General features: G+C 73.0%; 25 protein-coding genes and 3 pseudogenes. 15 read left to right on the top strand and 13 right to left on the bottom strand.

Annotation, left to right across the window (positions count from 1 at the left end):
• The first annotated feature begins 31 nt into the window (after positions 1-31).
• The 4 genes from ACTWO6_RS28680 to ACTWO6_RS28665 are packed head-to-tail and all read left to right on the top strand — an operon-like array spanning position 32 to position 3489.
• On the top strand, positions 32-946 hold the full coding sequence (locus tag ACTWO6_RS28680) for an ABC transporter ATP-binding protein (RefSeq protein ID WP_446216837.1): 915 nt from the start codon (positions 32-34) through the stop codon (positions 944-946).
• Complete coding sequence (locus tag ACTWO6_RS28675; RefSeq protein ID WP_130339876.1) at positions 939-1823, top strand: ABC transporter permease; 885 nt, start codon at positions 939-941, stop codon at positions 1821-1823. The genes ACTWO6_RS28680 and ACTWO6_RS28675 overlap by 8 nt, the downstream gene beginning before the upstream one ends.
• Positions 1820-2779: an ABC transporter ATP-binding protein gene (locus ACTWO6_RS28670; RefSeq protein WP_446216836.1), complete on the top strand. Its 960-nt coding sequence runs from the start codon at positions 1820-1822 to the stop codon at positions 2777-2779. Before ACTWO6_RS28675 ends, ACTWO6_RS28670 begins: the two co-directional genes overlap by 4 nt.
• The gene (locus ACTWO6_RS28665) at positions 2779-3489 is read left to right on the top strand and encodes an ABC transporter permease (protein ID WP_446216835.1); all 711 of its coding nucleotides are present in this window, start codon (positions 2779-2781) and stop codon (positions 3487-3489) included. Before ACTWO6_RS28670 ends, ACTWO6_RS28665 begins: the two co-directional genes overlap by 1 nt.
• A gap of 44 nt (positions 3490-3533) precedes the next feature.
• On the opposite strand, the gene valS is transcribed toward ACTWO6_RS28665, so the two are convergent.
• From valS to ACTWO6_RS28635, 6 genes and pseudogenes are all read right to left on the bottom strand, one after another.
• Complete coding sequence (gene valS, locus ACTWO6_RS28660; protein WP_446216834.1) at positions 3534-6098, bottom strand: valine--tRNA ligase; 2565 nt, start codon at positions 6096-6098, stop codon at positions 3534-3536.
• A gap of 175 nt (positions 6099-6273) precedes the next feature.
• A pseudogene (locus ACTWO6_RS28655) lies at positions 6274-9986 on the bottom strand (ABC transporter transmembrane domain-containing protein); the annotation flags it as partial.
• A 48-nt stretch (positions 9987-10034) separates the two neighbouring features.
• Positions 10035-10544, bottom strand: coding sequence for a methylated-DNA--[protein]-cysteine S-methyltransferase (locus ACTWO6_RS28650; RefSeq protein WP_446216833.1), 510 nt, complete (start codon positions 10542-10544; stop codon positions 10035-10037).
• Positions 10541-12043, bottom strand: a complete 1503-nt coding sequence (locus tag ACTWO6_RS28645; protein ID WP_446216832.1) for a DNA-3-methyladenine glycosylase 2 family protein — start codon at positions 12041-12043, stop codon at positions 10541-10543. Before ACTWO6_RS28645 ends, ACTWO6_RS28650 begins: the two co-directional genes overlap by 4 nt.
• A gap of 132 nt (positions 12044-12175) precedes the next feature.
• Positions 12176-12664, bottom strand: coding sequence for a hypothetical protein (locus tag ACTWO6_RS28640; protein ID WP_446216831.1), 489 nt, complete (start codon positions 12662-12664; stop codon positions 12176-12178).
• Complete coding sequence (locus tag ACTWO6_RS28635; protein WP_130339858.1) at positions 12661-13170, bottom strand: SigE family RNA polymerase sigma factor; 510 nt, start codon at positions 13168-13170, stop codon at positions 12661-12663. Before ACTWO6_RS28635 ends, ACTWO6_RS28640 begins: the two co-directional genes overlap by 4 nt.
• 173 nt (positions 13171-13343) lie before the next feature.
• Here ACTWO6_RS28635 and ACTWO6_RS28630 point away from each other — a divergent pair, with 173 nt between their 5' ends.
• Positions 13344-13808 carry a hypothetical protein gene (locus ACTWO6_RS28630; protein ID WP_446216830.1) on the top strand — a complete coding sequence of 155 codons (465 nt, stop codon included), beginning with the start codon at positions 13344-13346 and terminating at the stop codon, positions 13806-13808.
• A gap of 77 nt (positions 13809-13885) precedes the next feature.
• Here ACTWO6_RS28630 and ACTWO6_RS28625 read toward each other — a convergent pair.
• Positions 13886-14656, bottom strand: a pseudogene (locus ACTWO6_RS28625) (EamA family transporter); the annotation flags it as partial.
• A 93-nt stretch (positions 14657-14749) separates the two neighbouring features.
• Here ACTWO6_RS28625 and ACTWO6_RS28620 point away from each other — a divergent pair.
• Positions 14750-15250, top strand: coding sequence for a MarR family winged helix-turn-helix transcriptional regulator (locus tag ACTWO6_RS28620; protein WP_446216829.1), 501 nt, complete (start codon positions 14750-14752; stop codon positions 15248-15250).
• A 62-nt stretch (positions 15251-15312) separates the two neighbouring features.
• Positions 15313-16047, top strand: a complete 735-nt coding sequence (locus ACTWO6_RS28615; protein WP_446216828.1) for a Type 1 glutamine amidotransferase-like domain-containing protein — start codon at positions 15313-15315, stop codon at positions 16045-16047.
• Here ACTWO6_RS28615 and ACTWO6_RS28610 read toward each other — a convergent pair.
• Positions 16044-16184, bottom strand: a complete 141-nt coding sequence (locus ACTWO6_RS28610; protein ID WP_446216827.1) for a hypothetical protein — start codon at positions 16182-16184, stop codon at positions 16044-16046. The genes ACTWO6_RS28615 and ACTWO6_RS28610 overlap by 4 nt on opposite strands.
• A gap of 164 nt (positions 16185-16348) precedes the next feature.
• Here ACTWO6_RS28610 and ychF point away from each other — a divergent pair, with 164 nt between their 5' ends.
• The 7 genes and pseudogenes from ychF (at position 16349) to ACTWO6_RS28575 (ending at position 21904) form a co-directional block, all read left to right on the top strand.
• Positions 16349-17434, top strand: a complete 1086-nt coding sequence (gene ychF / locus ACTWO6_RS28605; RefSeq protein WP_446216826.1) for a redox-regulated ATPase YchF — start codon at positions 16349-16351, stop codon at positions 17432-17434.
• A gap of 48 nt (positions 17435-17482) precedes the next feature.
• Positions 17483-17620, top strand: a pseudogene (locus tag ACTWO6_RS28600) (helix-turn-helix domain-containing protein); the annotation flags it as partial.
• A 79-nt stretch (positions 17621-17699) separates the two neighbouring features.
• Positions 17700-17840 (top strand): hypothetical protein, encoded by a 141-nt coding sequence (locus ACTWO6_RS28595; RefSeq protein ID WP_446216825.1) that lies wholly within the window; start codon positions 17700-17702, stop codon positions 17838-17840.
• A gap of 2 nt (positions 17841-17842) precedes the next feature.
• The gene (locus ACTWO6_RS28590) at positions 17843-18199 is read left to right on the top strand and encodes a VOC family protein (RefSeq protein WP_446216824.1); all 357 of its coding nucleotides are present in this window, start codon (positions 17843-17845) and stop codon (positions 18197-18199) included.
• Complete coding sequence (locus ACTWO6_RS28585; RefSeq protein ID WP_446216823.1) at positions 18196-18507, top strand: hypothetical protein; 312 nt, start codon at positions 18196-18198, stop codon at positions 18505-18507. The genes ACTWO6_RS28590 and ACTWO6_RS28585 overlap by 4 nt, the downstream gene beginning before the upstream one ends.
• Before the next feature lie 280 nt (positions 18508-18787).
• Positions 18788-21178 (top strand): ATP-binding cassette domain-containing protein, encoded by a 2391-nt coding sequence (locus ACTWO6_RS28580; RefSeq protein ID WP_446216822.1) that lies wholly within the window; start codon positions 18788-18790, stop codon positions 21176-21178.
• A 270-nt stretch (positions 21179-21448) separates the two neighbouring features.
• The gene (locus tag ACTWO6_RS28575) at positions 21449-21904 is read left to right on the top strand and encodes a hypothetical protein (RefSeq protein WP_446216821.1); all 456 of its coding nucleotides are present in this window, start codon (positions 21449-21451) and stop codon (positions 21902-21904) included.
• Between the two features lie 18 nt (positions 21905-21922).
• Here ACTWO6_RS28575 and ACTWO6_RS28570 read toward each other — a convergent pair whose 3' ends face one another.
• The 5 genes from ACTWO6_RS28570 to ACTWO6_RS28550 form a co-directional block, all read right to left on the bottom strand.
• Entirely contained in the window at positions 21923-22648 is a 726-nt protein-coding gene (locus ACTWO6_RS28570; RefSeq protein ID WP_446216820.1) for a class I SAM-dependent methyltransferase, read from the bottom strand.
• On the bottom strand, positions 22649-23026 hold the full coding sequence (locus ACTWO6_RS28565; RefSeq protein WP_446216819.1) for a DUF1801 domain-containing protein: 378 nt from the start codon (positions 23024-23026) through the stop codon (positions 22649-22651). It abuts the gene before it with no gap.
• 18 nt (positions 23027-23044) lie between these two features.
• Positions 23045-23407: a PH domain-containing protein gene (locus tag ACTWO6_RS28560; RefSeq protein WP_446216818.1), complete on the bottom strand. Its 363-nt coding sequence runs from the start codon at positions 23405-23407 to the stop codon at positions 23045-23047.
• A gap of 142 nt (positions 23408-23549) precedes the next feature.
• Positions 23550-23894: a hypothetical protein gene (locus tag ACTWO6_RS28555; RefSeq protein WP_446216817.1), complete on the bottom strand. Its 345-nt coding sequence runs from the start codon at positions 23892-23894 to the stop codon at positions 23550-23552.
• 189 nt (positions 23895-24083) lie between these two features.
• Positions 24084-24398 (bottom strand): 4a-hydroxytetrahydrobiopterin dehydratase, encoded by a 315-nt coding sequence (locus ACTWO6_RS28550; RefSeq protein WP_446216816.1) that lies wholly within the window; start codon positions 24396-24398, stop codon positions 24084-24086.
• A gap of 184 nt (positions 24399-24582) precedes the next feature.
• Here ACTWO6_RS28550 and ACTWO6_RS28545 point away from each other — a divergent pair, with 184 nt between their 5' ends.
• Positions 24583-25023: a (deoxy)nucleoside triphosphate pyrophosphohydrolase gene (locus ACTWO6_RS28545; protein ID WP_446216815.1), complete on the top strand. Its 441-nt coding sequence runs from the start codon at positions 24583-24585 to the stop codon at positions 25021-25023.
• Positions 25024-25042: the final 19 nt, after the last annotated feature.

The raw sequence follows: 25042 nt of genomic DNA, 5'->3' as shown, positions 1-25042 counted from the left end.
CGACGAGCGTCGAGTCCCTAGGCTGAGCGGCGTGACACTGATCGCGACCGAGTCGCTGACCAAGACGTACGGAGGTCGGGTCACCGCGTTGGCCGACCTCACGGTGTCGGTCGAGCCGGGGATCATCGGCCTGGTCGGCGCGAACGGCGCCGGCAAGTCGACCCTGATCAAGATCCTGCTCGGCCTGCTCCCGCCCACCAGCGGCCGGGTCGCCGTGCTCGGCCTCGACCCGACCACCGACCCGGCGGCGGTCCGCGCCCGGGTCGGCTACATGCCCGAGCACGACGCCCTCCCGCCGGACCTCTCCGCCGCCGAGCTGGTCACCCACCTGGGTCGGATCAGCGGGCTGCCCCGGACGGTGGCCCGGGAACGGGCCTCCGAGGCACTGCGCCACGTCGGCCTCTACGAGGAGCGCTACCGCCCGGTCGGCGGCTACTCCACCGGCATGAAGCAGCGGGTCAAGCTCGCCCAGGCCCTGGTGCACGACCCGGACCTGCTGCTCCTCGACGAGCCGACCAACGGTCTCGACCCGGCCGGGCGGGACGCCATGCTCGCCCTGATCCACCGGATCGGCACCGAGTTCGGCATCTCCGTCCTGGTCTGCTCGCACCTGCTCGGCGAGGTGGAGCGGATCTGCGACACCCTGGTCGCCATCGACGGCGGCCGGCTGCTCCGCGCCGACCGCATCGCCGCGATGACGTCGGCCACCGACGTCCTCGCGGTCGAGGTCAGCGAGGGTACGGACGACCTCGCGGCCCGGCTCGCCGCGCTCGACCTGCCGGTGGCCCGCGAGGGGCGGCTGCTGCTCGTCCCGCTCGCCGACGACGCCACCTACGACCTGATCCTCGGCGCGGTCGCCGAGCTGGACCTGCCACTGCACCGGCTGGACCAGCGCCGGCACCGGGTGGCCGAACTCTTCGCCACGAGGGAGCCCAGCCATGTCTGAGCCGACCGGTGTCATCCACGACATCGGCTACCAGCGCTACACCGGTCCCCGGCTGGGCCGCCGGCACGTCTTCGGCGCGCTCTACCTGCACGGCCTGCGGACCGTCTTCGGGTTGGGCCGTACCGCCAAGGCGAAGATCTTCCCCTGGCTGGTGGTCGGCATCGTCACCCTGGTCGCCGCCGGGATCACCGCGGTCCGCAGCCAGATCGGCGAGGTGGTGATGACGTACGCCCAGTTCGCCGACTCGATGAGCTGGCTGGTCATCTTCTTCGTCGCGGTGGCCGCCCCCGAGCTGGTCTCCCGGGATCTGCGCAGCGGCGTGCTGCCGCTGTACTTCTCCCGGCCGCTGCCCCGCGACGACTACCCGCTGGCCAAGCTGCTGGCCCTGGTCAGCGCGATCTGGCTGCTGCTCGGCGGGCCGCAGCTGGTGATGTTCCTCGGCGCCGCGTTCACCACCGACAAGGGCATGCGCGGGGTCTGGGACGAGCTGCTCGACCTGCTGCCCGGCCTGCTCTACGCCGGGCTGTGGGCGGCGGTCTTCGCCTCGATCGGGCTGCTGGTCGCCTCGCTCACCGGCAAGCGCGCCTTCGCCGCCGGCGGGATCGTGGCGGTCTTCCTGATGACCACCCCGATCGTCGGGACGCTGTCGATCCTGCCGTCCCGGACGATCAACGAGCTGGCCTTCCTCGCGTCGCCCTCGACGCTCGTCGGCGGGGTGGGCACCTGGGCGCTCGGTGACCTGCTGGTGCCCGAGGGCCGGGGCGGCGGCGTCCCGATCGGTGGCTTCGGCCCCGTCTACGGGGTGGCCGCCGTCCTGCTGGTCGCCGCCTGCGTCGCCCTGTTGTTGCTGCGATACCGGAAGGTGGCCGCCCGATGACCACGCTCAGCGCCAGCCCGGAGGCGGCTGCCCCGACCACCGCCGCCAGCACCCTCGACCTGGCCGGCGTCTCCCGCTGGTACGGCAACGTGGTGGCGGTCAACGATGTCACCATGCGGCTCGGCCCGGGGGTGACCGGCCTGCTCGGCCCGAACGGGGCCGGCAAGACCACCCTGCTGCACATGATGGCCGGGTTCCTCGCCCCCTCGCGGGGCGCGGTGACCCTGGACGGGGAGCCGACCTGGCGCAACCCGGGCGTCTACCGCCGGCTGGGTCTGGTCAGCGAGCGGGAGGCGGTGCACTCCTTCCTCAACGCGTACGAGTTCGTGCTGGCCAGCGCCAAGCTGCACCGGCTGCCCGACCCGGAGGCGGCGGCCCGGCGGGCGATCGCCCTGGTCGAGATGGCCGACGCGCAGGACCGGCGGATCGGCACGTACTCCAAGGGCATGCGGCAGCGGACCCGGGTCGCCGCGGCGCTGGTGCACGACCCGCAGGTGCTGCTGCTCGACGAGCCGTTCAACGGGATGGACCCGCGCCAGCGGCTGCACATGATGCAGCTGCTGCACCGCCTGGGCGACGCCGGCCGGACCATCCTGTTCAGCTCGCACATCCTGGAGGAGGTCGAGCAGGTTTCCGGCACCGTCCAGGTGATGGTGGCCGGCCGGCTCGCCGCCTCCGGCGACTTCCGCACCATCCGCCGGCTGATGACCAACCGGCCGCACGTGTTCGCGGTCCGCTCCACCGACGACCGGGCGCTGGCCGTGGCGCTGATGGCCGAGGTCTCGGTCACCGGCGTCGAACTGGACCGGGCCGGCCTGACCGTGCGGGCGGGTGACTACGGCGCCTTCACCCGGGCGCTGCCGAAGATCGCGCTCGCCCACGGCATCCGGGTCCGGCAGTTGACCCCCGAGGACGAGTCCCTGGAGAGCGTCTTCTCCTACCTGGTGGAGGCCTGATGTCGACCATTTCCTGGATCACCGCGCGCGGGCTCTTCGGCCGCCGCCGGTTCCTGATGCTGCTGCCCCTGCCGCTCGTGCTGGTGGCGTTGGCGGTGCTCTGCCGGTCGCTGGGGGTGGACCCGGGCCAGTGGGGGCCGCCGGTGCTGGTCGGTCTCGGCCTGGCCGTGGTGCTGCCGGTGGTGGCGCTGATCGTCGGCACTGGCGTGCTCGGCGCCGAGATCGACGACGGGACGGTGGTGCACATCCTCACCAAGCCGCTGCCCCGCTGGCAGATCGTGCTGCCGAAGCTGGCGGTGGCCGTCGGGGTCAGCGCGGCCACCGTCGCCGTGCCGCTCTACGTCGCGGGCGTGCTGGCCGATTCGGTACGCCTCGGCCTGGCGCTCGCCGCCGCCTCGGCGCTGGGCGCGCTGGCGTACTCGGCGCTGTTCCTGGCGCTCAGCCTGGTCACCCGGCGGCCGGTCCTGCTCGGCCTGGTCTACGTGCTGATCTGGGAGGGGCTGCTCGGCAACTTCGTCAGCGGCACGAAGGTGCTCTCGATCCAGCAGTGGGTGATCGCCCTCGCGGACCGGATGGCCCCGACCGAGCTGCTCTCCACCACGGTCTCCGTCCCGGTGGCCGGGGTGCTCACCGCACTGGTCAGCGTCGGCTTCACCGTCCTGGCGATCGACCGGCTCCGCTCGTTCAGCGTGGCCGGCGAGACGAGCTGACGGGCCGCCCGCGCCCCGGGGACCGGGGCGCGGGCGACGCGCCGTCAGAACGCGCAGGCGATGACGAGCTCCGGGGTGCGGTCGGGGAGCAGATCGAGCTTGGCGATCCGGCCGGCCGCGCGGAGGTCGTCGGCGACGAGGGTGAGCTGGTCGAGCAGGGCGGCGGGGCCGAGCGCCTCGGCAAGCGGCACCTCCGCCTTCATCGACAGCTTCCGCTCCGACTTGGCCCGGCGCACCTGGCTGAGCGCGTCGGCGGCCAGCCGCAGCAGCTCCGGGTCACCGGGAGCCTGGACGGCCCGCCCCACCTCGTACGTCGTCGGCCAGGTCGACCGGTGCACCGAGCCGTACCGCCACCAGGACCAGACCTCCTCGGTCACGTACGGCAGCACCGGGGCGAAGAGCCGCAGCTGCACCGAGAGCGCGGTGGCCAGGGCCGCCCGGGCCGAGTCGGCGCCCGGCCCGGTGCTGTAGGCGCGCTCCTTCACCAGCTCGATGTAGTCGTCGCAGAACCGCCAGAAGAACGCCTCGGTGGCCTGCAACGCCGCCGTGTGGTCGTACCCGTCGAAGGCGGTGGTCGCGGTGGCGACCAGGCCGGAGAGTTCGGCGAGCATGGCGGTGTCCAGCGGCTCGGTGGCCGGGGCGCGCAACGCGTCCGCGGCGCCCAGCCCCAGGGCGAACCGGGAGGCGTTGAGCAGCTTGGTGGCGAGCCGCCGGCCCACCTTGATCTGCGCCGGGTCGAAGGCCAGGTCCATCCCGGGCTTGCCGCTGGCGGCCCAGTACCGGACCGCGTCGGAGCCGTGCTGCTCCAGCAGACCCATCGGGGTGACCACGTTCCCCTTGGACTTGGACATCTTCTTTCGGTCCGGGTCGAGGATCCAGCCGGAGAGTTCGACGTCGCGCCAGGGCAGCACCCCGTGCTCCAAATGGGAGCGGAGCACGGTGGAGAAGAGCCAGGTCCGGATGATGTCGTGGCCCTGCGGGCGCAGGTCCATCGGGAAGACCCGGCGGAACAGGTCCGGGTCGGTCTCCCACCCGCCGACGATCTGCGGGGTCAGCGACGAGGTGGCCCAGGTGTCCAGCACGTCCGGGTCGCCGACGAAGCCGCCCGGCACGCCGCGCTGCGACTCGTCGAAGCCCTCCGGCGGCTCGCTGGACGGGTCGACCGGCAGCCTCGACTCGGGCGGTGTGAGAGGCTGGGACCAGTCCGGCTCGCCAACGTCGTCGAGCCGGTACCACACCGGCACCGGCACCCCGAAGAAGCGCTGCCGGCTGACCAGCCAGTCGCCGGTCAGGCCGGCCACCCAGTGGTCGTACCGGTGCCTCATGTGCTCCGGCACCCAGCGCAGCTCGCGGCCCCGGGCCAGCAGTTCCTCGCGCAGGCCGGCGTCCCGGCCGCCGTTGCGCAGATACCACTGCCGGGTCGAGACGATCTCCAGTGGGCGGTCACCGCGCTCGTAGAACTTCACCGGGTGGGTGATCTCGCGCGGCTCACCGACCAGGTCGCCCGCGTCGGCCAGCAGCTGCACGATCGTCCGGCGGGCGCCGTTGACCGTCTGCCCGGCCAGCGCCGCGTAGGGCTCGGCCGGCACGCCGGCCGGCGGCTCGGGCAGCAGCCGACCGTCCCGGCCGATCACCACCCGGGTCGCCAGGTCCAGGTCCCGCCACCAGGTCACGTCGGTCAGGTCGCCGAATGTGCAGACCATCGCGATGCCCGTGCCCTTGGCCGGATCCGCCAGCGGGTGCGCGCGCACCGGCACCTCGACCCCGAAGACCGGGGTACGCGCGGCCGTGCCGACCAGGTCCGCGTACCGCTCGTCGTCGGGGTGGCAGACCAGCGCCACGCAGGCCGGCAGCAGCTCCGGCCGGGTGGTGTCGATCAGCACCTCGCGCCCGTCCGGCCCGGTGAACCGCAGCCGGTGGTACGCCCCGGGCCGCTCCCGGTCCTCCAGCTCCGCCTGGGCGACCGCGGTGGCGAACCCGACGTCCCAGAGGGTCGGCGCCTCCGCCTGGTACGCCTCACCCCGGGCAAGGTTGCGCAGGAACGCCCGCTGGCTGGTGGCCCGGGCGACGTGGCCGATCGTGGTGTACGTCAGCGACCAGTCCACCGACAGCCCGAGCCGCCGCCACAGCGCCTCGAAGACCTCCTCGTCGGCGACCGTCAACAGCTCGCACAGCTCGATGAAGTTGCGCCGGGAGATCGGGGTGGGGTCCTTCCGGGCCGCCTCGCTCACCGGGGCGGCGGGCGGCACCCAGTCCGGGTCGTACGGCAGGGCCGGGTCGCAGCGCACCCCGTACACGTTCTGCACCCGGCGCTCGGTGGGCAGGCCGTTGTCGTCCCAGCCCATCGGGTAGAAGACCGTCCGGCCGCGCATCCGCTGGAAGCGGGCCACCGTGTCGGTGTGCGTGTACGAGAAGACGTGTCCCATGTGCAGCTCGCCGGATACGGTCGGCGGCGGGGTGTCGATCGCGTACACGTCGGCCCGCTCCTTCGCGCGGTCGAACGCGTACGTGCCGTCCTCCTGCCAGCGGCGCGCCCAGGTCTCCTCGATGCCGTCCAGGGTCGGACGCTCGGGGACGCCGGCGCGGGCCGTCCTCGCCGTATCGCTCATCAGCCGATCCTAGGCAGCGGGTGACGGGACGACCACGGGTTAAGCGTCGTGCCGCCCTTCCGGCTGTCTCCGACGGGGTGCTGGCGCTCGGCCCGGCAGGGCGGTCGACCGGATCCGCCGCGACCTGCGCGCCGAGGCCGCCACCACGGCGGCGCCCGCGCAGCCCTGTCGGCCCTCAGATCAGCGAGTCGCGCCACTGGCGGTGCAGGGCGGCGTACCGGCCGCCGGCGGCGGCCAGCTCGGCCGGGGGACCGTCCTCGACGATCCGGCCGCCGTCGAGCACCAGCACCCGGTCGGCAATCTCCACGGTGGAGAGCCGGTGCGCGATCACCAGCGCGGTCCGGTCCCGCAGGATGCTGCCGAGCGCCCGCTGCACCAGCCGCTCCGTCGGCACGTCCAGCGACGAGGTCGCCTCGTCCAGGATCAGCACCCGCGGGTCGGCCAGGAACGCCCGGGCGAACGCGACGAGCTGGCGCTGCCCGGCGGAGAGCCGGCCGCCGCGCCGGTGCACCTCGGTGGCGTACCCGTCGGGGAGCGCGGCGATGAAGTCGTGTGCGCCGATGGCCCGGGCGGCGGCCTCCACCGCCGCGTCGTCCGCACCCGGCCGGCCGAACCGGATGTTCTCCGCCACCGAGCCGCTGAACAGGTGGTTCTCCTGGGTCACCAGCACCACCGCCCGGCGCAGCTCGGCGTCGGCCAGGTCCCGCAGGTCCACCCCGTCCAGGGTGACCGCGCCGGCGGACGGGTCGTGGAAGCGGGCCAGCAGCTTGGCGATGGTCGACTTGCCGGCGCCGGTCGGGCCGATCAGCGCGACGGTCTGCCCGGCCGGCACGGTCAGCCTCAGCTCGGAGAGGATCGGCGCGTCCGGCCGGTAGCCGAAGCAGACCGACCGTAAGGCCACCGCGCCCCGGCCCGGCCCGGTCGGCAGCGACGCCGGCCGTTCCGGCTCGGCCACCGCGGGCCGCTCGTCGAGCACTCCGGCCAGCTTCTCCAGCGCGGCCGTCGCCGACTGCAGCGAGTTGTAGAACTGGCTCAGCTCCTGCATCGGCTCGAAGAACCGGCGCAGGTAGAGCAGGAACGCGGCGAGCACGCCCACCTCGGTCCGCCCGTTCAGCACCCGCCAGCCGCCGTAGCCCAGCACCACCGCCACGGTGAGGTTGCCGATCAGCTTGATTCCCGGCGAGTAGACCGCGATCAGCCGGAAGGCGCGCAGGCTGGCCTGCCGGTAGTCGTCGTTCACCGCGGCGAAGATCCGCTGGTTGCGCGGTTCCCGCCGGTACGCCTGCACCGCCCGGATGCCCCGCAGCGACTCGACGAAGTGCACGATGACCAGCGCGACCGCCTCCCGGGTCCGCCGGTACGCCCCGGCGGAGGCCCGGGCGAACCAGCGGGACAGCCAGAACAGGAACGGGAAGGCGAGCAGGGTCGCCGCGGCGAGTGGCAGGTCCAGCCAGAGCAGGATGCCGGCGACGGAGAGCACCGACAGGGCGGCGACCACCAGGTTGTCGATCCCGCCGTCGACCAGCTCGGCGATCGAGTCGAGGTCACTGGTCAGCCGCGAGACCATCCGGCCGGAGGTGTACCGCTCGTGGAAGCCGACGTCCAGGCGGAGGAAGTGGCCGTAGACCCGCTGGCGCAGGTCGAGCAGGACGGCCTGGCCGATCCGGGCGGCGAGGGTGAGGAAGCCGCGCCGGGCCGCGTACTCGGTGACGCTCGCGGCGGCGAACGCGGCGGCGACGGTGACCAGCGGTCCCGGGTCGCCGGCCCGCAGCGGGGCGATGGCCCGGTCGATGCCGAGCATGACCAGGTACGGGCCGGACATCGCGGCGGCGTTCTGGGCCAGCAGCAACGTCACGGCCAGCCCGAGCCGGCGCCGGTGCGGGCGGAGAAGCTGCCCGAGCAGGGCCCGGCTGCGGGTCCGGAGCCGGGCGACGGCCTCCGGCGTGACGTCCTCGGCCCGGCTGCGGTCGGCGTCCGGGTCGGTGGCCCGCCCGCGCCACCGGGTCAGGTCGAGTTCGTCGTCCGGGGCGCTCCTCGGTCGGGGGACCGGTGGTGACCCGTCCGGCGTTTCCGTCACGAGCGCACCAGGCCGGCGTCGTCGTGCCGTTCCACCGGCCCGGCCGAGAGCACCGCCCGGTACGCCGGCACGGTGGCCAGCAGCTCGGAGTGGGTGCCGACGGCGACGATCCGGCCGTCGTCGAGCAGGGCCACCCGGTCGGCGAGCGCCACGGTCGACGGGCGGTGCACCACCAGCAGCGCGGTGGTGTCCCGCAGCACCCGGCGCAGCGCCGCCTCGACCAGCGCCTCGGTGTGCACGTCGAGGGCGGAGAGCGGGTCGTCCAGCACGAGCAGCGCCGGTCTGCCGAGCACCGCCCGGGCCAGCGCCAGCCGTTGCCGCTGCCCACCGGAGAGGGAGAGCCCCTGTTCGCCGACCCGGGTGGCCAGCCCCCACGGCAGCTCGTACGCGAACTCGGCCTGGGCGAGGGCGAGCGCCGCCCGGACCTCCGCCTCGCCGGCGCCCGGCCGGCCGAGGGTGAGGTTCTCCCAGACCGACATGGAGAAGAGCGTCGGCTCCTCGAAGGCCACCCCGACCAGCCGGCGCAGCGAGGCGAGCCGCAGGTCCCGCAGGTCGCGCCCGTCCAGGGTGATCCGCCCGCCGGTCACGTCGTGCAGCCGGGGGACCAGGGAGAGCAGCGTGCTCTTGCCGCAGCCGGTGGCACCGACCAGGGCCAGGGTCTCGCCCGGTTCCACGGTGAGGTCGACGTCGCGGAGCACCGGCGTGGTGCTGCCGGGATAGCGGAACGAGACACCTTCGAAGCGGAGTCGGCCGCGTACGTCGGCGCGGTTCAGCGACCGGGCGTGTGGGGCGTCCACGATGGTCGGCGGGGTGTCCAGCACCTCCTGGATCCGGTCGGCCGCGGTCGCCGCCTCCTGGCCGTTGGCGATGATCCAGCCGAGCGACTGCACCGGCCAGATCAGCATCAGCTGGAGGCTGACGAAGGCGACCAGCTCGCCGATGCTGAGCGCCCCGCGGGCGGCGGCGGCCGTGCCGGCCACCAGCACCACCCCGAGGGTCAGGTTGGGGACCAGGTCGAACAGCGCCGAGGTGCGGGCCAGCAGCCGGGCCTTGCCGACGCCGATGTCGTGCAGCGCGCGGGCGCCGCCGGCGAACCGGGCGGCCAACTCCGGCCCCCGCCCGTAAGCCCGCATGGTGCGCAGCCCCTGCGCCGTCTCCTCGACCAGCGTGGCCACGTCGCCCTGCTGGTCCTGCATCCGGCGGGAGGCGGCGTGGTAGTGCCGGGCGAACCGGCGGCTGATCAGGAACAGCGGCACCGCGCTGACCGCCACCAGCAGCCCCAGCGCCGGGTGCAGGCGGACCAGCAGCACCACCACGGCCAGGTAGGTGACCAGGTTGAGGATCAGGAAGAGCACGCCGAAGGAGAGGAACCGGCGGATCACCGACAGGTCGCTGGTGACCCGGGAGAGCAACTGGCCGGACTGCCACCGATCGTGGAAGCCGGCCGGCAGGCCTTGCAGGTGGGCGTAGATGTCGGCGCGGATGGCCGCCTCCATGCCGACCGAGGAGGAGGACTGGGTCCACCGCCGGATGAAGATCAGCACGGCCTCGGCCAGGCCGAGGAGGAGGGCGAGGAGGCCGAGCCGGAACAGCCCGGCGACGTCGTGCCCGGCGACCGGTCCGTCCACCACCCGCTGCACCACCAGCGGCACGGCGAGGCTGGCCGCAGTGGCCGCGAGGGCCGCGACGAGCAGCCAGGCGAACTCCAGCGCGTACGGGCGCAGGTAGGGGCGCAGCCGCCAGAGATTGTGCAGCGGGTGCCGGCCGGCGCCGTCCCGGGCCGCCGGGTCGCCGTCGCTCTGCGCAGGCACTACCCGACGGTAGCGTCAATCGGGTGATCCGCCGGTGTCAGCTTCCCGTCACTGCCTGCTCATGGCCTCGTGGTGCAGCAACCACCGCTTCACGTCCAGCCCCCAGCGGTAGCCGCCGAGCGTTCCGTCGGTGCGCAGCACCCGGTGACAGGGGACGAAGAGCGCGGCGGCGTTGCGGGCGCAGGCGGCCGCGGCGGCGCGGACCGCCGCCGGTCGGCCGGCCAGCCCGGCGAAACCGGTGTACGTCACCGGCTCGCCCGGCTTCACCTCGCGGAGCACCTGCCAGGCGTGGGCCAGGAATGCGCCCCCGCTGTGCTGCTCCACCGGCACCGCGTCGATCGCGGTGAGGTCACCGTCCAGGTAGGAGCGGACGGCCGCGGTCACCGGGCCGAGCTCCGGCCGGTGCCGCGGCTCGCCGCGCAGGCTCGGGTGGGTCAGCGGTAGCAGGCTGGCCGGGTCGGCGGTGAAGCCGGCCGCGCGGACCGACCCGTCGGGGCCGGTCAGGATGCTCAGCGGGCCGGTGGGGGTGTCGATGACGGTGCTGTCCAGGGTGGTCATGCTGCTCTCCAGAGTCGGATCACGGCGTACGACCGCCAGGGGCGCCAGCGGTCGGCGTACGCGTCGAGGGTCTTCGGGTCGGTGGGCAGGCCGAGCGCGGCCGCGCCCCGGCGTACGGCGAGGTCGGTGGGGAGGAAGACGTCCGGGTCGCCGAGGGCTCGCATCGCCACGTAGCCGGCGGTCCACGGCCCGATCCCGGGCAGCGCCGTCAGCCGCCGCACGGTCTCCTCCCGATCCCCGCCCGGCTCCAGCTCAAGCTCCCCGTCCACGACCGCCCGCGCCAGCGCCCGGATCGTCTCCCGCCGCGCCACCGGCATCCCGAATGCGCTGTCCGCCAACCCCACCACCTCCGCCGCGCTGACGAACCCCCGCAGCGGCGCGCCCGGCCTGTGTTGATCAAGGAGTTTGCCTCCGCCGGGGGCCGTTTCCTCGACGTGAACCTCTTGATCACCGGGGTCGGTGGGGGCGGCTGCCCGGAGGAGCCGGGTGAGGGTGGTTCTGGCGGACTGGAGGGAGACCTGTTGGGTGGTGATGGCGCGCAGCGCCATCTCGAAGCCGTCGACGGCGCGGGGGAGGCGCACTCCCGGCTCGGCCGTCACCGCCGCGGCCAGGGCGGGGTCCTGGGCGAGGGTCTCGTCTATCGCGACCGGGTCGGCGTCGAGGTCGAGCAGGCGGCGGCAGCGGGCGACCGCGGGGGCCAGGTCGCGCATGTCGGCCAGGCGCAGGGTCGCGGAGACGTGCCCGTCGGCGGGGGTCAGCGAGACCTCGCCGGCCCCGTGCGGCAGCCGCAACCCCCGGCGGTACGTCCGGTCGCGGACCTCCTCCACGCCGGGCAACGCCCGCAGCGCGAGGAAGTCGAGCAGCGCCGCCGCGTGCAACGGCGGCCGGTACGCCAGCCGCAGCGTGATCGTGCCCGCCCCGCCGGTCGCGGGCCGGCCGCCACGGCTGATCCGCAGCTCGGACGGGGCGGCCGCGTACACCTCCCGGACCGTGTCGTTGAACTGCCGGACGCTGCCGAACCCGGCGGCGAACGCGATCTCGGCCATGCCCAGGCCAGTGGTCTCGATGAGGATCCGGGCGGTCTGGGCGCGCTGGGCGCGGGCCAGCGCGAGCGGCCCGGCGCCCAGTTCGGCGCGGAGCATCCGGTGCAGGTGCCGCTCGGTGTAGCCGAGCCTGGCCGCCAACCCCGGTACGCCATCCCGGTCGACCACCCCGTCGGCGATCAGCCGCATCGCCCGCCCGACCACGTCGGCCCGGACGTCCCACTGCGGGGAGCCCGGGGCGGCGTCGGGGCGGCAGCGACGGCAGGCCCGCAGCCCGGCGCCCTGCGCGGCGGCGGCGGACGGGAAGAACCGGACGTTCTGCCGCTTCGGCGTCGTCGCCGGGCAGGACGGCCGGCAGTAGATCCCGGTCGAGGTCACGCCGGTGTAGAACCAGCCGTCGAACCGCTGGTCACGGCTGTCCACGGCCCGGTAGCACCGTTCGAAGTCCAACTCCACGCCACCGATACTGCCTTGCTGGTCGGGGCGGTGGCTGGCGGGATTCGGACCTGGCCGTACGGGTGCCGCCGGGCCGCCTCCCCGTCCGGCCGCGCCGCCGGCCCGAGGTGGCCGGGCCGGCGGCGCGTGCGGTCAGCGGGGTGACGGGCTGGGCGACGGCGCCGGCCAGGTGCCGGTCGGGCTCGGCGAGGCGGCGGGGAGCCCGGGGGCGGCCGGGACCGCGGCCGGCGCTCCCGGCGCCTCCGGGCGGGCGGGGCTGGGGGTGGCCGTCGGCCAGGGCCGGTCGGACGCCGACGGGCTGGGGAACGGCGGTTCGGCCGGGGACGTGGGGCTCGGTGTCGGCGGCGCCGACGGAAGGATGCCGGTCGGGCCCGGTGCCGCCGGGCTGGGCGGGGCGCTCGGGGCGGCCGGGCGCGGGGCGTCCGAGCTGGTCGCCGCGATCGCCAGCGGGGCGGCGATCAGCACGGCGGCGAACGTCCCCGCCGCGCCCAGCGCCACGGTCGTGCGCCGGCGGTTCCGGGCCCGGCGTTCCGCCGGGATCAACTGGTCCTGCACTGTCGGTGCCTCCTCGGCCAGATCGGAGAGGGTGGTCCGGATGAGGTCCTCGAAGGGCGTGGTCACGGCCGTACCTCCAGCAGTTCGACGTCCGGCAGAAGCTGGCGCAGCCGGGCCACCGCCCGGTGGGTGCGGCTGCGGACCGTCCCGATCGAGCAGTCCAGCAGCTCGGCCACCTGGGTCTCGGTGAGGTCCTCGTAGTAGCGCAGGACCAGCACCGTGCGCTGCGCGGGCGGCAGCCGGCGCAGGGCGGCGCGCATCGCCAGGCGTACGTCGGTGTTACCGCTCAAGTCCGCCTGGACCGCCTCGTCGGCCCCGGTGAGCGTCGTCTCCCGGCGTCGCCGCAGCCGCCGCCACCAGCTCACCTGCTCGCGGTACATGACCGCGCGCAGGTAGCCCTCCGGGTCGGCGTGCCGCAGCGTCCGCCACTTCGGGATGGTTTTGGCCAGCGCCGACTGGACCAGGTCCTCGGCGGCGTGCCGGTCCCCGGTGAGCAGGTACGCGACCCGCATCAGCGCCGGGGTCCGGCTCGCCACGAAGTCGGCCAGCCGGGCCCGTTCGTCCTCGTCCACCCACCCTCCCCGTTTTCACTGTCACGGTTACAGACGCCCCAGCTCAGGCCAGCTATCCCTGGCGCCGCAACGATTTCCGGCCCGAAAGTGTCGGTAGTGGCCGGTACCGTCCCGCCACCAACTCAAGAAAGGGTGCGGGGGATGGCGAGCGTGGCCGGGCGAGGTGCCCGCTGATGCGGTCCGGACGGGTCCGGCTGGACCGCGCGGTGGTGCAGGGCTTCTACGACCGGATGCGGGTGGTGGCGCCGGCAGCCTACGGCGCGATCGAGCGGGACCGCGCCGACGACCCGGGGCGGGCCTTTCCGGAGACCGCCTGCGGCCGGCTCGCGGGTTCGCTGGACGTGGCCGGGCTGCGCGCGCTCGGCATGTGGGCGCACCACTGGTGCGTGCGCTTCTACGACGACGACACCCGGGTGGGCCTGCGGCTGGTCCGGGAGATCGCCGGCCGGGCCGGGCTGGGCTGGACCGTCGACGAGGTGCGCTGGATGCTCGACGAGTCGTATGCGGCCGGCTCCGCCGCCGCGCACCGCTTCGTCCTGCCGCGCGCCGCGGCGGCGGAGTTGTCGCCCGGCCCGCTGCCCGAGTGGGTGGAGCGCGACGGCCCGGCCCCCGACTGGCGTCGGTTGCTCGCCGGCTGACCGGGCAGCTGGCCGACCACCATCGCGGTGACCGCCACGGCGAAGCCGGCGAGCTGCACCGGGCCGAGCGCCTGGTCGAGCACCAGCCAGCCGAGCGCGGCGGCGGTCAGCGGGCTGAGCGCGCCCAGCACCGACACCCGGGTCACCGGCAGCAGGGCGACACCCCGGAACCAGAACGCGTACGCCCCGGCGGTGCCGACCAGCCCGAGCCAGGCGTACCCGAGCAGGGCGGGCCGGTCCGGTGCGGCGGGCGCGCCCTCGACGGCGGCGGCCAGCGGCACGATCATCAAGCCACCCGCGACGAGCTGCCAGCTCGTCGCGGCGAGGGTGCCGACCCGGGTGGGCCGTCCCCAGCGCCGGGTGAGCACCAGCCCGGCGGCCATGGCGGCGGTGCCGGCGAGGCCGGCCGCGACGCCGAGCGGGTCCAGCGCCGCCCCCGGTCGCAGCACCACCAGGGTCACGCCGAGCGGCGCGGCCAGCGCGGCGAGCAGCGCCGGCCGGCCGGGCCGGGTGCCGAGGGCGACCACGCCGAGCGCGGCGACCAGCAGCGGTTGGGCCGCGCCGAGCACGGCGGCGGTCCCGCCGGGCAGCCGGTACGCGGCGAGGAAGAGCAGCGGGAAGAAGGCGCCGATGTTGAGCGCGCCGAGCAGGGCCGAGCGCCACCACCAGACGCCGTGCGGTCGGCGGCGGGTCAGCGCGAGCAGCAGCAGCCCGGCCGGCAGCGCCCGGAGCGCACCGGACCAGAGCGGCCGGTCGGCGGGGAGCAGCTCGGTGGTGACCAGGTAGGTGGTGCCCCAGGCGGTCGGGGCGGCGGCGGTCAGCGCGACGTCGGTCCAGCGTCGGTTCATCGGTTCCGTCCTTACCTTGGCGCTAAGTAGCTTAGGGCTAAGCTAATTAGCGTCGAGGGAAAGGGGAAGTGCGAGGTGCGGCACAATCCGGGAGTGGCAGCAGGGGACGACGTCGACGTGATCGTCGAGCAGTGGCGACGGGAACGGGCCGGGATGCGGCCCGAGCCGATGGCCGTCTTCGGCCGGATCTACCGGCTGGCCCGGCTGGTCGGCGATCGCCAGGAGAAGGTCTACGCCGACTGGGGGATCGGCCGCGGCGAGTTCGACGTGCTCGCCGCGCTGCGCCGATCCGGGGAGCCGTACACGCTGGCGCCGAAGGCGCTCGCCGCCGGGCTGATGCTCACCTCCGGCGGGATGACCGGCCGGCTGGACCGGCTGGAGCGGGCCGGCCTGGTCCGGCGTACGCCCGACCCGGCGGACCGGCGCGGGCTGCGGGTCACCCTCACCGAGTCCGGTCGCCGGGTGGTCGAGGAGTCGGTCGACGCCGGGCTGGCCGTGCAGCGGCGCATCCTCGACGCGCTGCCGCCCGAGGACCAGGCCCGCCTGGCCGACCTGCTGCGGACGCTGCTCGCCGCCGCCGAGGCGGGGGGCTGAGCGACCCGGCCGGCCGGCGTGGCGCAGGATGATCGTGACCAGGACCGACCGGAAGGACGACCATGCCCGCCAGTGAACCGACCATCGTCGCCACCAGCACGGGCTTCTCCAGCCGGCGGCGCGGCCCGTACGACGCGCAGCCCGGCCCGGTCTTCGACCTGATGGCCGAGCTGGCGCAGGCCGGCGACGCGCCCCGGGTCTGCTACCTCAACCAGGCGGTCGGCGACCAGCCGACCTCGTTCACCGTCTTCTACGGCGCGTTCGCCGGTACCCGGTTCCGCCCGTCCCACCTGGCCCTCTTCCCGATGCCCAACGTCGAGGACGTACGGGCCCACCTGCTCGCCCAGGACGTCATCTGGGTGGGCGGCGGCAGCGTGGCCAACCTCTGCGCGGTCTGGCGGGTGCACGGCCTCGACGAGATCCTGCACGAGTGCTGGCAGGCCGGCGTCGTGCTGGGCGGGGTCTCCGCCGGGTCGATCTGCTGGCACCTCGGCGGTGCCACCGACAGCTTCGGCCCGACATTGCGCGGGTTCACCGACGGGCTGGGCTGGCTGCCGTACGGCAACGGGGTGCACTACGACGGCGAGGAGCAGCGCCGCCCGCTGATGCACAAGCTGGTCGGCGACGGCACGCTGCCGGTGAGCCACTGCACCGACGACGGGGTGGGGCTGGTCTACCGGGGCACCCGGCTGGTCGAGGCGGTCGCGGACCGCGAGGGCGTGGCGGCGTACGAGGTGAGCCGGGCCGAGGACGGCAGCGTCCGGGAGACCCGGATCGAGCCCCGGCTGCTCGGTTAGACCCGGTCCTCGTCGGTCGCGGCCAGCCGGGGGTCGGCCCCCTCGTTGGGGTTGATCTCCAGCAGGTTGCCCCGGAGGTCCACCGAGTCACGCCGGTGGGGGACCGCGTCGGGCAGTCGGGTGCGGATCCGGTCCACAACGTCTCCCCGTGGGCCTACGGCACCGAGGAGGTTGGCAACGCCGCGCCGCGCCCCGGTGACCGTCGTTGACGGCGCGTGGTGGGCCGGAAACGGGCGGTCCGCGTGCCTGTCCGGACGCCGGCCGGAAGGGCCAGGTCGGGGGCCGCGTAGACTGGCCGCCCGTGAGCCTCACCATCGGGATCGTCGGCCTGCCCAACGTCGGCAAGAGCACCCTGTTCAACGCGTTGACCAAGAACGACGTGCTCGCGGCGAACTACCCGTTCGCCACCATCGAGCCGAACGTCGGCGTGGTCGGGCTGCCGGACGAGCGGCTGGGCAAGCTCGCGGAGATCTTCGTCTCGCAGAAGGTGCTGGCGGCGCCGGTGTCGTTCGTCGACATCGCCGGCCTGGTCCGCGGCGCCTCGAAGGGGCAGGGCCGGGGCAACGCGTTCCTGGCGAACATCCGCGACGCCTCGGCGATCTGCCAGGTGGTGCGCGCCTTCTCCGACCCGAACGTGGTGCACGTCGACGGCAAGGTCTCCCCGGCCGACGACATCGAGACGATCAACACCGAGCTGATCCTGGCCGACCTCCAGACCCTGGAGAAGGCCCTGCCGCGGCTGGAGAAGGAGGCCAAGCTCCGCAAGGACCGGGCCGCCGCCGTGGAGGCCGCCAAGAAGGCCGTCGACCTGCTGGACGGCGGGATCACGCTCTATACGGGCGCCGCGGCCGCTGGCATCGAGCTCGAGCACCTGCGCGAGCTGCACCTGCTCACCACCAAGCCCTTCCTGTACGTCTTCAACGTCGACGAGGCCGAGCTGGGCAACGCCGAGTTCCTCGACGAGCTGCGGGCGCTGGTCGCCCCGGCGGAGGCGGTCTTCATGGACGCCAAGATCGAGTCGGAGCTGGTGGACCTGCCCGAGGAGGAGGCCCGCGAGCTGCTGGAGTCGATCGGGCAGTCCGAGCCCGGGCTGGACCAGCTGGTCCGGGTCGGGTTCCGCACGCTCGGGCTCCAGACGTACCTCACGGCGGGCCCCAAGGAGGCGCGGGCCTGGACCGTCCCGGTCGGCGCGACCGCGCCGGAGGCTGCGGGCGTCATCCACTCCGACTTCCAGCGCGGCTTCATCAAGGCCGAGGTGGTCTCCTACGACGACCTGGTCGCGGCCGGCTCGATGGCGGCGGCGAAGGCCGCCGGCAAGGTCCGGATCGAGGGCAAGGAGTACGTCATGCAGGACGGCGACGTGGTGGAGTTCCGCTTCAACGTCTGAAAGCGGGCCGCAGGGCCCGAGCGGGTCGAGGACCTAAGCGGAGCAGACCGGGGCGCGCACATGTCGGCCGGCCACTTCAGCCGACAGTTCCGGCGCGCCTACGGCGAGTCGCCGTACGGCTACCTGATGACGCGGCGCATCGAGCGGGTGATGGCGCTGCTGCGACGTGGCGACCTCAGCGTCAGTCGTGCGTGGCGAAACAGGTGACCAGACCGATCAGGAATCGAGAAGCGCGGCCCCCCGAGCCGCAGCTAGCGTGACCGCCATGGACATCACCATTCACGCGCGCTTCCTCCCGCACGGTGACCCGGACGCATCCCTGGCCTTCTATCGCGACCGCCCGGAGGTGGTCCCGGTGGTCCTCCTTCTCTTGCGTTCCCGGCCGGGCCCACGACTTCAGGAGTGACCATGACCGGCTCTTCCACCCAGGCAATCAAGACCGTGCTGCATCCCGTTTCCGACCTGGCGACGGCCAAGGAGGTGTACGCCGCCCTGCTCGGCGTACCGCCGCAGACCGACGAGTCCTACTACGTCGGCTTCGAGGCCGCGGGCCAGCACATCGGGCTGGTGCCGGGCGGTGGACCGCAGGGCATGACCTCACCGGTGGCGTACTGGCACGTGCCGGACCTCGAGGCGAAGCTGGCCGAGGTGACCGCCGCGGGTGCCACCGTGAAGGCGCCCGCGCACGACGTCGGTGGCGGCCGCCTGGTGGCCACCGTCACCGACCCCGATGGCAACGTCCTCGGGCTGCTTCAGGACCGATGAGTGCCGACCCCCGCTCCCGCGCTCAGCGTCGTCGCGACACCGAGCATCGGCTCACCCACGACATCGATGTCTGGGTGGCCAGTGCCTCGGCGGACGGTGCGCCGTATCTGGTGCCGCTGTCCTTCGACTGGGACGGCGAGGTGCTGCTGGTGGGTGACCGGTTCGTCGCGCGCACCGGCTTCGACCCGCGTGCGCCGGCCACGCCGTACCGCTGGTTCCGCATCTCCCCGCGCCGCATCCAGGCTTGGCGCCAGGTGAACGAGATGCCCGACCGCGAGCTGATGCGCGACGGCCGCTGGTTGGTCTGACGCCCCGGGCCGGGCGCGCCGCGTGGCCGAGGCCACAGGGGCTCCACGGGCCGAAGCGGCGTGGATACCTTGGTTCTTGGGCCGAGCGCGACCCCGACCAGCGTCAGCCGGACGGGTGTCGCGCCACCCCGGCCGACACCGCCGATCAGGTAAGCAGCGACCGTTGCCGCGACCGCGCCGACGACCCAGAACCAGACGTACTGTTCGAAGCTGGTCAGATCGAGCCAGGCGACGCCGACGGAGACCGCGAAGGCGGCCCCGCCGAACAGATGGAGACACGATGAGCATGGCCACGAGGACGGACACGCAGTCGCCTGTGCTGCACGCTGCCGACAGCCACGATCTGATCCGCGTGCAGGGCGCGCGCGAGAACAACCTCAAGGACGTCAGCATCGAGATCCCGAAGCGCCGGCTGACGGTGTTCACCGGCGTCTCCGGCTCGGGCAAGAGCTCGCTGGTGTTCGGCACGATCGCCGCAGAGTCGCAGCGGCTGATCAACGAGACCTACAGCACCTTCGTGCAGGGCTTCATGCCGACGCTGGCCCGGCCCGAGGTCGACGTACTCGACGGCCTGACGACCGCGATCATCGTCGACCAGGAGCGGATGGGCGGCAACCCCCGCTCGACGGTCGGCACCGTGACCGACGCCAACGCGATGCTGCGCATCCTCTTCAGCCGGCTCGGTCAGCCGCACATCGGCTCGCCCCAGGCGTTCTCCTTCAACGTCGCCTCGATCAGTGGAGCGGGTGCGGTCAGCATGGAGCGCGCCGGACAGACCGTGAAGGAGCGGCGTAGCTTCAGCATCATCGGCGGCATGTGTCCGCGCTGCGAGGGCATGGGCTCGGTGACCGACTTCGACCTGTCTGCCCTGTACGACGACAGCAAGTCGCTCAACGAGGGCGCGCTCACGATCCCCGGCTACAGCGTCGACGGCTGGTACGGCCGCATCTTCAGCGGCTGCGGCTTCTTCGACCCGGACAAGCCGATCCGCAAGTTCACCAAGAAAGAGCTCCACGACCTCCTCTACAAGGAGCCGACCAAGATCAAGGTCGAGGGCATCAACCTGACGTACGAGGGTCTGATCCCGAGAATCCAGAAGTCGTTCCTGTCCAAGGACGTCGACGCGATGCAGCCGCATATCCGGGCGTTCGTGGAGCGGGCGGTGACGTTCACCACCTGTCCGGAGTGCGGTGGCACGCGGCTCAGCGAGGCCGCCCGGTCGTCGAAGATCGCCGGCATCAGCATCGCCGACGCCTGTGCGATGCAGATCAGCGACCTCGCCGAGTGGGTGCGGCGTCTGGACGAACCTTCGGTGGCGCCGCTGCTGACGGCACTGGGGGAGACCCTCCACTCGTTCGTGGAGATCGGGCTGGGCTACCTCTCGCTCAACCGACCGTCGGGGACGCTGTCGGGCGGGGAGGCACAGCGCACCAAGATGATCCGCCACCTCGGCTCCTCGCTCACCGACGTCACCTACGTCTTCGACGAGCCGACGATCGGGCTGCACCCGCACGACATCCAGCGGATGAACGAGCTGCTGCTGCAGCTCCGCGACAAGGGCAACACCGTGCTGGTCGTCGAGCACAAGCCGGAGACGATCGCTATCGCCGACCACGCCGTCGACCTCGGCCCCGGCGCTGGCACCGCCGGTGGCGAGGTGGTGTTCGAGGGGACCGTCGAGGGGCTGCGGGCCAGCGGCACGCTGACCGGGCGGCACCTGGACGACCGGGCCTCCTTGAAGCCGTCGGTGCGGACACCGTCGGGAGTGCTAAAGGTCCGCGGCGCCAGCACCCACAACCTGCAGGACGTCGATGTCGACATCCCGCTCGGCGTGCTGGTGGTGGTGACCGGCGTGGCCGGATCGGGAAAGAGTTCACTGATCCACGGCTCGGTGTCGGGGCGGGACGGAGTGGTGTCGGTCGGCCAGGGCGCGATCCGCGGCTCGCGACGGAGCAACCCGGCGACGTACACCGGACTGCTCGACCCGATCCGCAAGGCGTTCGCGAAGGCCAACGGCGTGAAGCCGGCGCTGTTCAGCGCCAACTCCGAGGGCGCCTGCCCCACGTGCAACGGCGCCGGCGTCATCTACACCGACCTGGCGATGATGGCCGGCGTCGCCACCATCTGCGAGGAGTGCGAGGGGAAGCGGTTCCAGGCATCGGTGCTGGAATACCACCTCGGCGGCCGGGACATCAGCGAGGTGCTCGCGATGTCGGTGACGGAGGCCGAGGAGTTCTTCGGCGCCGGCGAAGCGCGCACGCCGGCCGCGCACAAAATCCTTGACCGGCTCGCCGACGTCGGGCTCGGCTACCTGAGCCTCGGCCAGCCGCTCACCACGCTGTCCGGCGGCGAGCGGCAGCGGCTCAAGCTGGCCACCCGCATGGCCGAGAAGGGCGGCGTCTACGTCCTCGACGAGCCGACCACCGGCCTCCACCTCGCTGACGTCGAGCACCTGCTCGCCCTGCTCGACCGGCTCGTCGACTCCGGCAAGTCGGTCATCGTCATCGAGCACCACCAGGCGGTCATGGCGCACGCCGACTGGATCATCGACCTCGGCCCCGGCGCCGGCCACGACGGCGGCCGGATCGTCTTCGAGGGCACACCCGCCGACCTCGTCGCCGCCCGCTCCACCCTCACCGGCGAGCACCTGGCGGCCTACGTCGGCACCTGACCCAGGCCCTCGCGGACACCGTGAGACGAGTTCTCTCACCTGTTTCGACTCGTCCCAGTGAACCGGGAACGGGGCGTGTTCGACAGGGGCGACTGACCCCACCCGTTGGCACGCATTTGCTGGGCGAAGCAGGCGCTTGCTGGGCGAGCCTCCTCCGCGCCGACCACGACGGGCCGTGCACCCGCCGCCTGGTCCGCTGACCCGGTAATCCCGGCCGTTGTCGGGGCCCACGGTTAGCGTGAGCCCATCGACGCCGGAGGAGGTAGTGGGATGAAGGAGCGGCATTCCGCGCTCGCGCGACTCGACGTGCTCGTCGGTCGGTGGACGGTGCAGCCGAAGGTCGAGGGTCTCGGCGCCGGGTGGACGGTCTTCGACTGGGTCGAGGACGGCCAGTTCCTGCGTCAGGTCACGGACGCCGAGCCGGTGCCGGACACCGCGCCGCAGGCCTGGCGGGAGAACGCCCCGTTTCCCACCACGGCGCTGATCGGCCTGGACGACTCCGCCGACGGGTTCACCATGCTGTACGCCGACGCGCGGGGCGTGCACCGGGTCTACCGGATGACGTTCGCCGTCGGCGGGTGGCGGATCTGGCGGGAGGCGCCCGGCTTCCATCAGCGCTTCACCGGCAGGCTGAGCGCCGACGGGGACACCATCGACGGGCGGTGGGAGAAGTCCACCGACGGCGTCGACTGGACGCTGGACTTCGAGCTGGCCTACCGCCGCTGACGCCGCCCGCCGGGCTGCTCAGCCGGCGGCGCGGGCCGCGACGATCAGTTCTCCGTCGTCGCTCGCGCCCACCGGCTCCCGGCCCCAGCCGCCGTGGATCCGCTCGACGGTGAAGCCGGCGGCGACCAGGGCCGCCCGCAGCTCCGCCTCGGTCCGGAAGCGCAGCGTGCCGGGGCTGTGCAGCTCGTCGCCGCCTGGCAGGAGGTAGTGGTGGACGAAGCTGACCAGGCCGTCGCGTACCTCGGTCAGTTCGGTCCAGGCGTCCACCACCGTGCCGTCCGGCAGCGCCAGGCGGCGCCGCGAGTCACGGGGGTTCCAGCGCTCCCACCGGCGGGCCGCCGGGTCACGGGAATCGAAGACCAGCCGACCGCCGGGTGCCAGCGCCCGGCGCAGATCGGCGAGGGTACGCGTCCAGTCCTCCTCGGCGTGGATCTCCTGCGCCACGTGGCTGGTCAGCACCGCGACGTCGTACGCCCCGTCCGGCGGGGCCGCGGACGTGCCCTCGATCCAGGTGACCCGGTCGGCGCCCGGCTTGGCCCGCGCCGCCGCCAGGGAGGCCCGGTCCGGGTCGACGCCGGTGACCGTGTGGCCGGCGGCGGCCAGCGCCAGGGTGAGGCGGCCGGTGCCGCAGCCAAGGTCGAGCACCCGGGCCGCCGGGGTCTCGCCGACCGTGGCGACGAAGAAGTCGTCGTCGCGGCCCCACGGGCACTCGACGTCGTAGATGGTCGCGAGGCGCCCGTCCATTCAGGCCTCGTCGTTACGGCGGATGATCTCCCGGACCACGCGTTCCAGCTCGGCGCGCCTGGCCTCGACGTCGGCCAGGTCGGTGAAGTACGCCATCCGGCGGTCCGGCCAGTCGCCTTCGAGGAGAGGACTGTCGATCGTGGCCAGGTGCGGGTTGTGGAAGACAAGGTGCACCCGCTTCCGGTCCCGCAGGTTGAAGGTGGCGAGGTAGTCGCCGCGGCTGAACGACGGCGCCTTCCACTTGATCTGCTCGGTGATCCGCTCGTCCACACCGGTGATGAGCGTGCGCAGTGTGGCCACCTCAGCCTTGAGCGGGTGATCCAGGTCGGCCATGAACCGGTCGACGTCCTGCGGCCGGTGCGCGTGGAGATCCGCCATGACTGATCAGGATAGGGGTCAGGAGATGTGGTGCAGGATCACGTTGTGCACGTGGTGGCTCTTCTGCGCGCCCCGGAACTCGACCTCGTAGGTGTGCGTGCCGACGTGGACGGCGATCGCGCCGGTGGAGAAGAACGACCCGCCCCACGACTTGTTGCTGACCACGCTGACGCTGGTGATCTTCGAATACGGGATGCTGGTGATGGCGTACCGCTTGCCGACGAACGAACGGTCCTGGATGATCACCCGCCGGTCGGTCAGGCCGATGAATCCGGTGCCCGCGCCGACCGCGTCGTAGACGGCGATGATCTGCTCGCCGTCCAGGAGCCCACTCTGGATCTGCTGGAACTGTTCCTTGCGGTCGTACGTCACGTTCGCCATGCGTCCCACGGTAGGCAGGGCGCGCCAACAGCCGGCGGACCCTGCCGCGCCCTGGAGACCAGCGCTCACGGGGACGGCCGACACGACGGAGCCCCGCCGCGCATCGACGGATGCGCGGCGGGGCTCCGGTACGACGTGATGCTTAGCGGTTGGTGCGCGGGTCGTCGTCCCGGGTGCGGCTGCCGGCCTTGGCGAGGCCGCGGCTGATCAGGTAACCGACGGTCAGCAGGGTGATGTACCACCAGGCCTTGTCGGCGGCGAAGTAGTCGCTCCCGTTGTTGGCGGCGCCGTCGCCGACGGCGTTCGAGGCGATCAGCACACCGATGACCGACAGCAGGTAGACGGCCAGCTCCGTGGTCTTCCACGCCGGCTTGGTCTCCTCGCCGTGGCGGTGCGGGTGCCGGACGTCGCGGTCGAGGTGGTCGGTGTGCGCGTGGTCGACCTCGTCGGTCAGGCGGTTCGTGCTCGCAGTGGTGGGCGTCGCCATGTCAGCTCCCGATTAGAGTACGTAATAAGATAATCTGTCGGTTACAGGAGGTTTGTGCCCTCCCGCTGCGGTTCAGTTACCCGTACGTACTTCGCCGGAAACAAGATTGCGTTCAGCTCCTTCTCAGCCGCCACGGAAGTGGTGGGCATCCGCCCTGCGGCGGAGGGAAGGGCGGAGTGACGAGGTGGGTCAGGAGGGGGAGCCGGTGACTGCGCGGACGGCGTCCTCGATGCGGGCGGCCAGCAGGACCTCGCCCTCGGTCAGCGGCTCGCCGTCGCCGTGTCCGACCCGGATCTGGGTCTGGTCTGCCCGGCGGCTGATCTCGGGGCGCAGACGCAGGGCGTCCGCGACCACCTTGACCCTTTCGGTCAGGGCCGCGTGCTGGGTGTCGTCGAGGATCATCGTCCGGCGGATCTGCTCGCCCTCCCGGGCCCACCCGGACAGCAGGGTGAGCGCGTCGCTGAGGTAGTCGGGCTTTGCCCGGCCGCTGAACAGCACACGCATCACCGCACCTCCCAGGCGTCGTTGCCGGCTTGTGGCCAAATCGTCGCCATCCCGTGTCCTCGTAGACGCCCTCTAGTCTGTCGTCGCACAGATGGTGTGTCCACGCCCACACTTCCGTGTTCTGTTGGCCTGACGGCCGGCTCCGCTACCCAAACCGCCGATTGATCTGGCACGCTGGACGCCCGTGCGGACCGAACGGGTAAGCGGAAACGGACAGGCCGACCGGCGCGAGCCGAAGGTCGTCGTCGGAGCGGCGATCATCGCGGACGGGCGGGTCCTGGCCTGCGCCCGCTCCGCGCCGCCCGAGGTCGCCGGCCGGTGGGAGTTCCCTGGTGGCAAGGTCGAGCCGGGGGAGAGCGAGACCGCCGCGCTGATCCGGGAGTGCGCCGAGGAGCTCGCCGTACGCGTGGAGATCGGCGACCGGGTCGGCCGCGACGTCCGGATGGCGCACGGTCGCTCGGTGCTCAAGGTGTACGCGGCCCGGCTGCTCCACGGCGACCAGCCGAAGGCCCTGGAGCACTCGGAGCTGCGCTGGCTCACCGCCGCCGAGCTGGACTCCGTCACCTGGCTGCCCGCCGACGCCCCCATCGTCACCGCCCTCCGCCCGCTGCTCGCCACCCCCTGATCGAGGCAAGCGGACACGG

The organism is Micromonospora sp. IBHARD004, from assembly GCF_052814115.1.
This window is presented reverse-complemented; position numbering and strand designations above follow the sequence as displayed.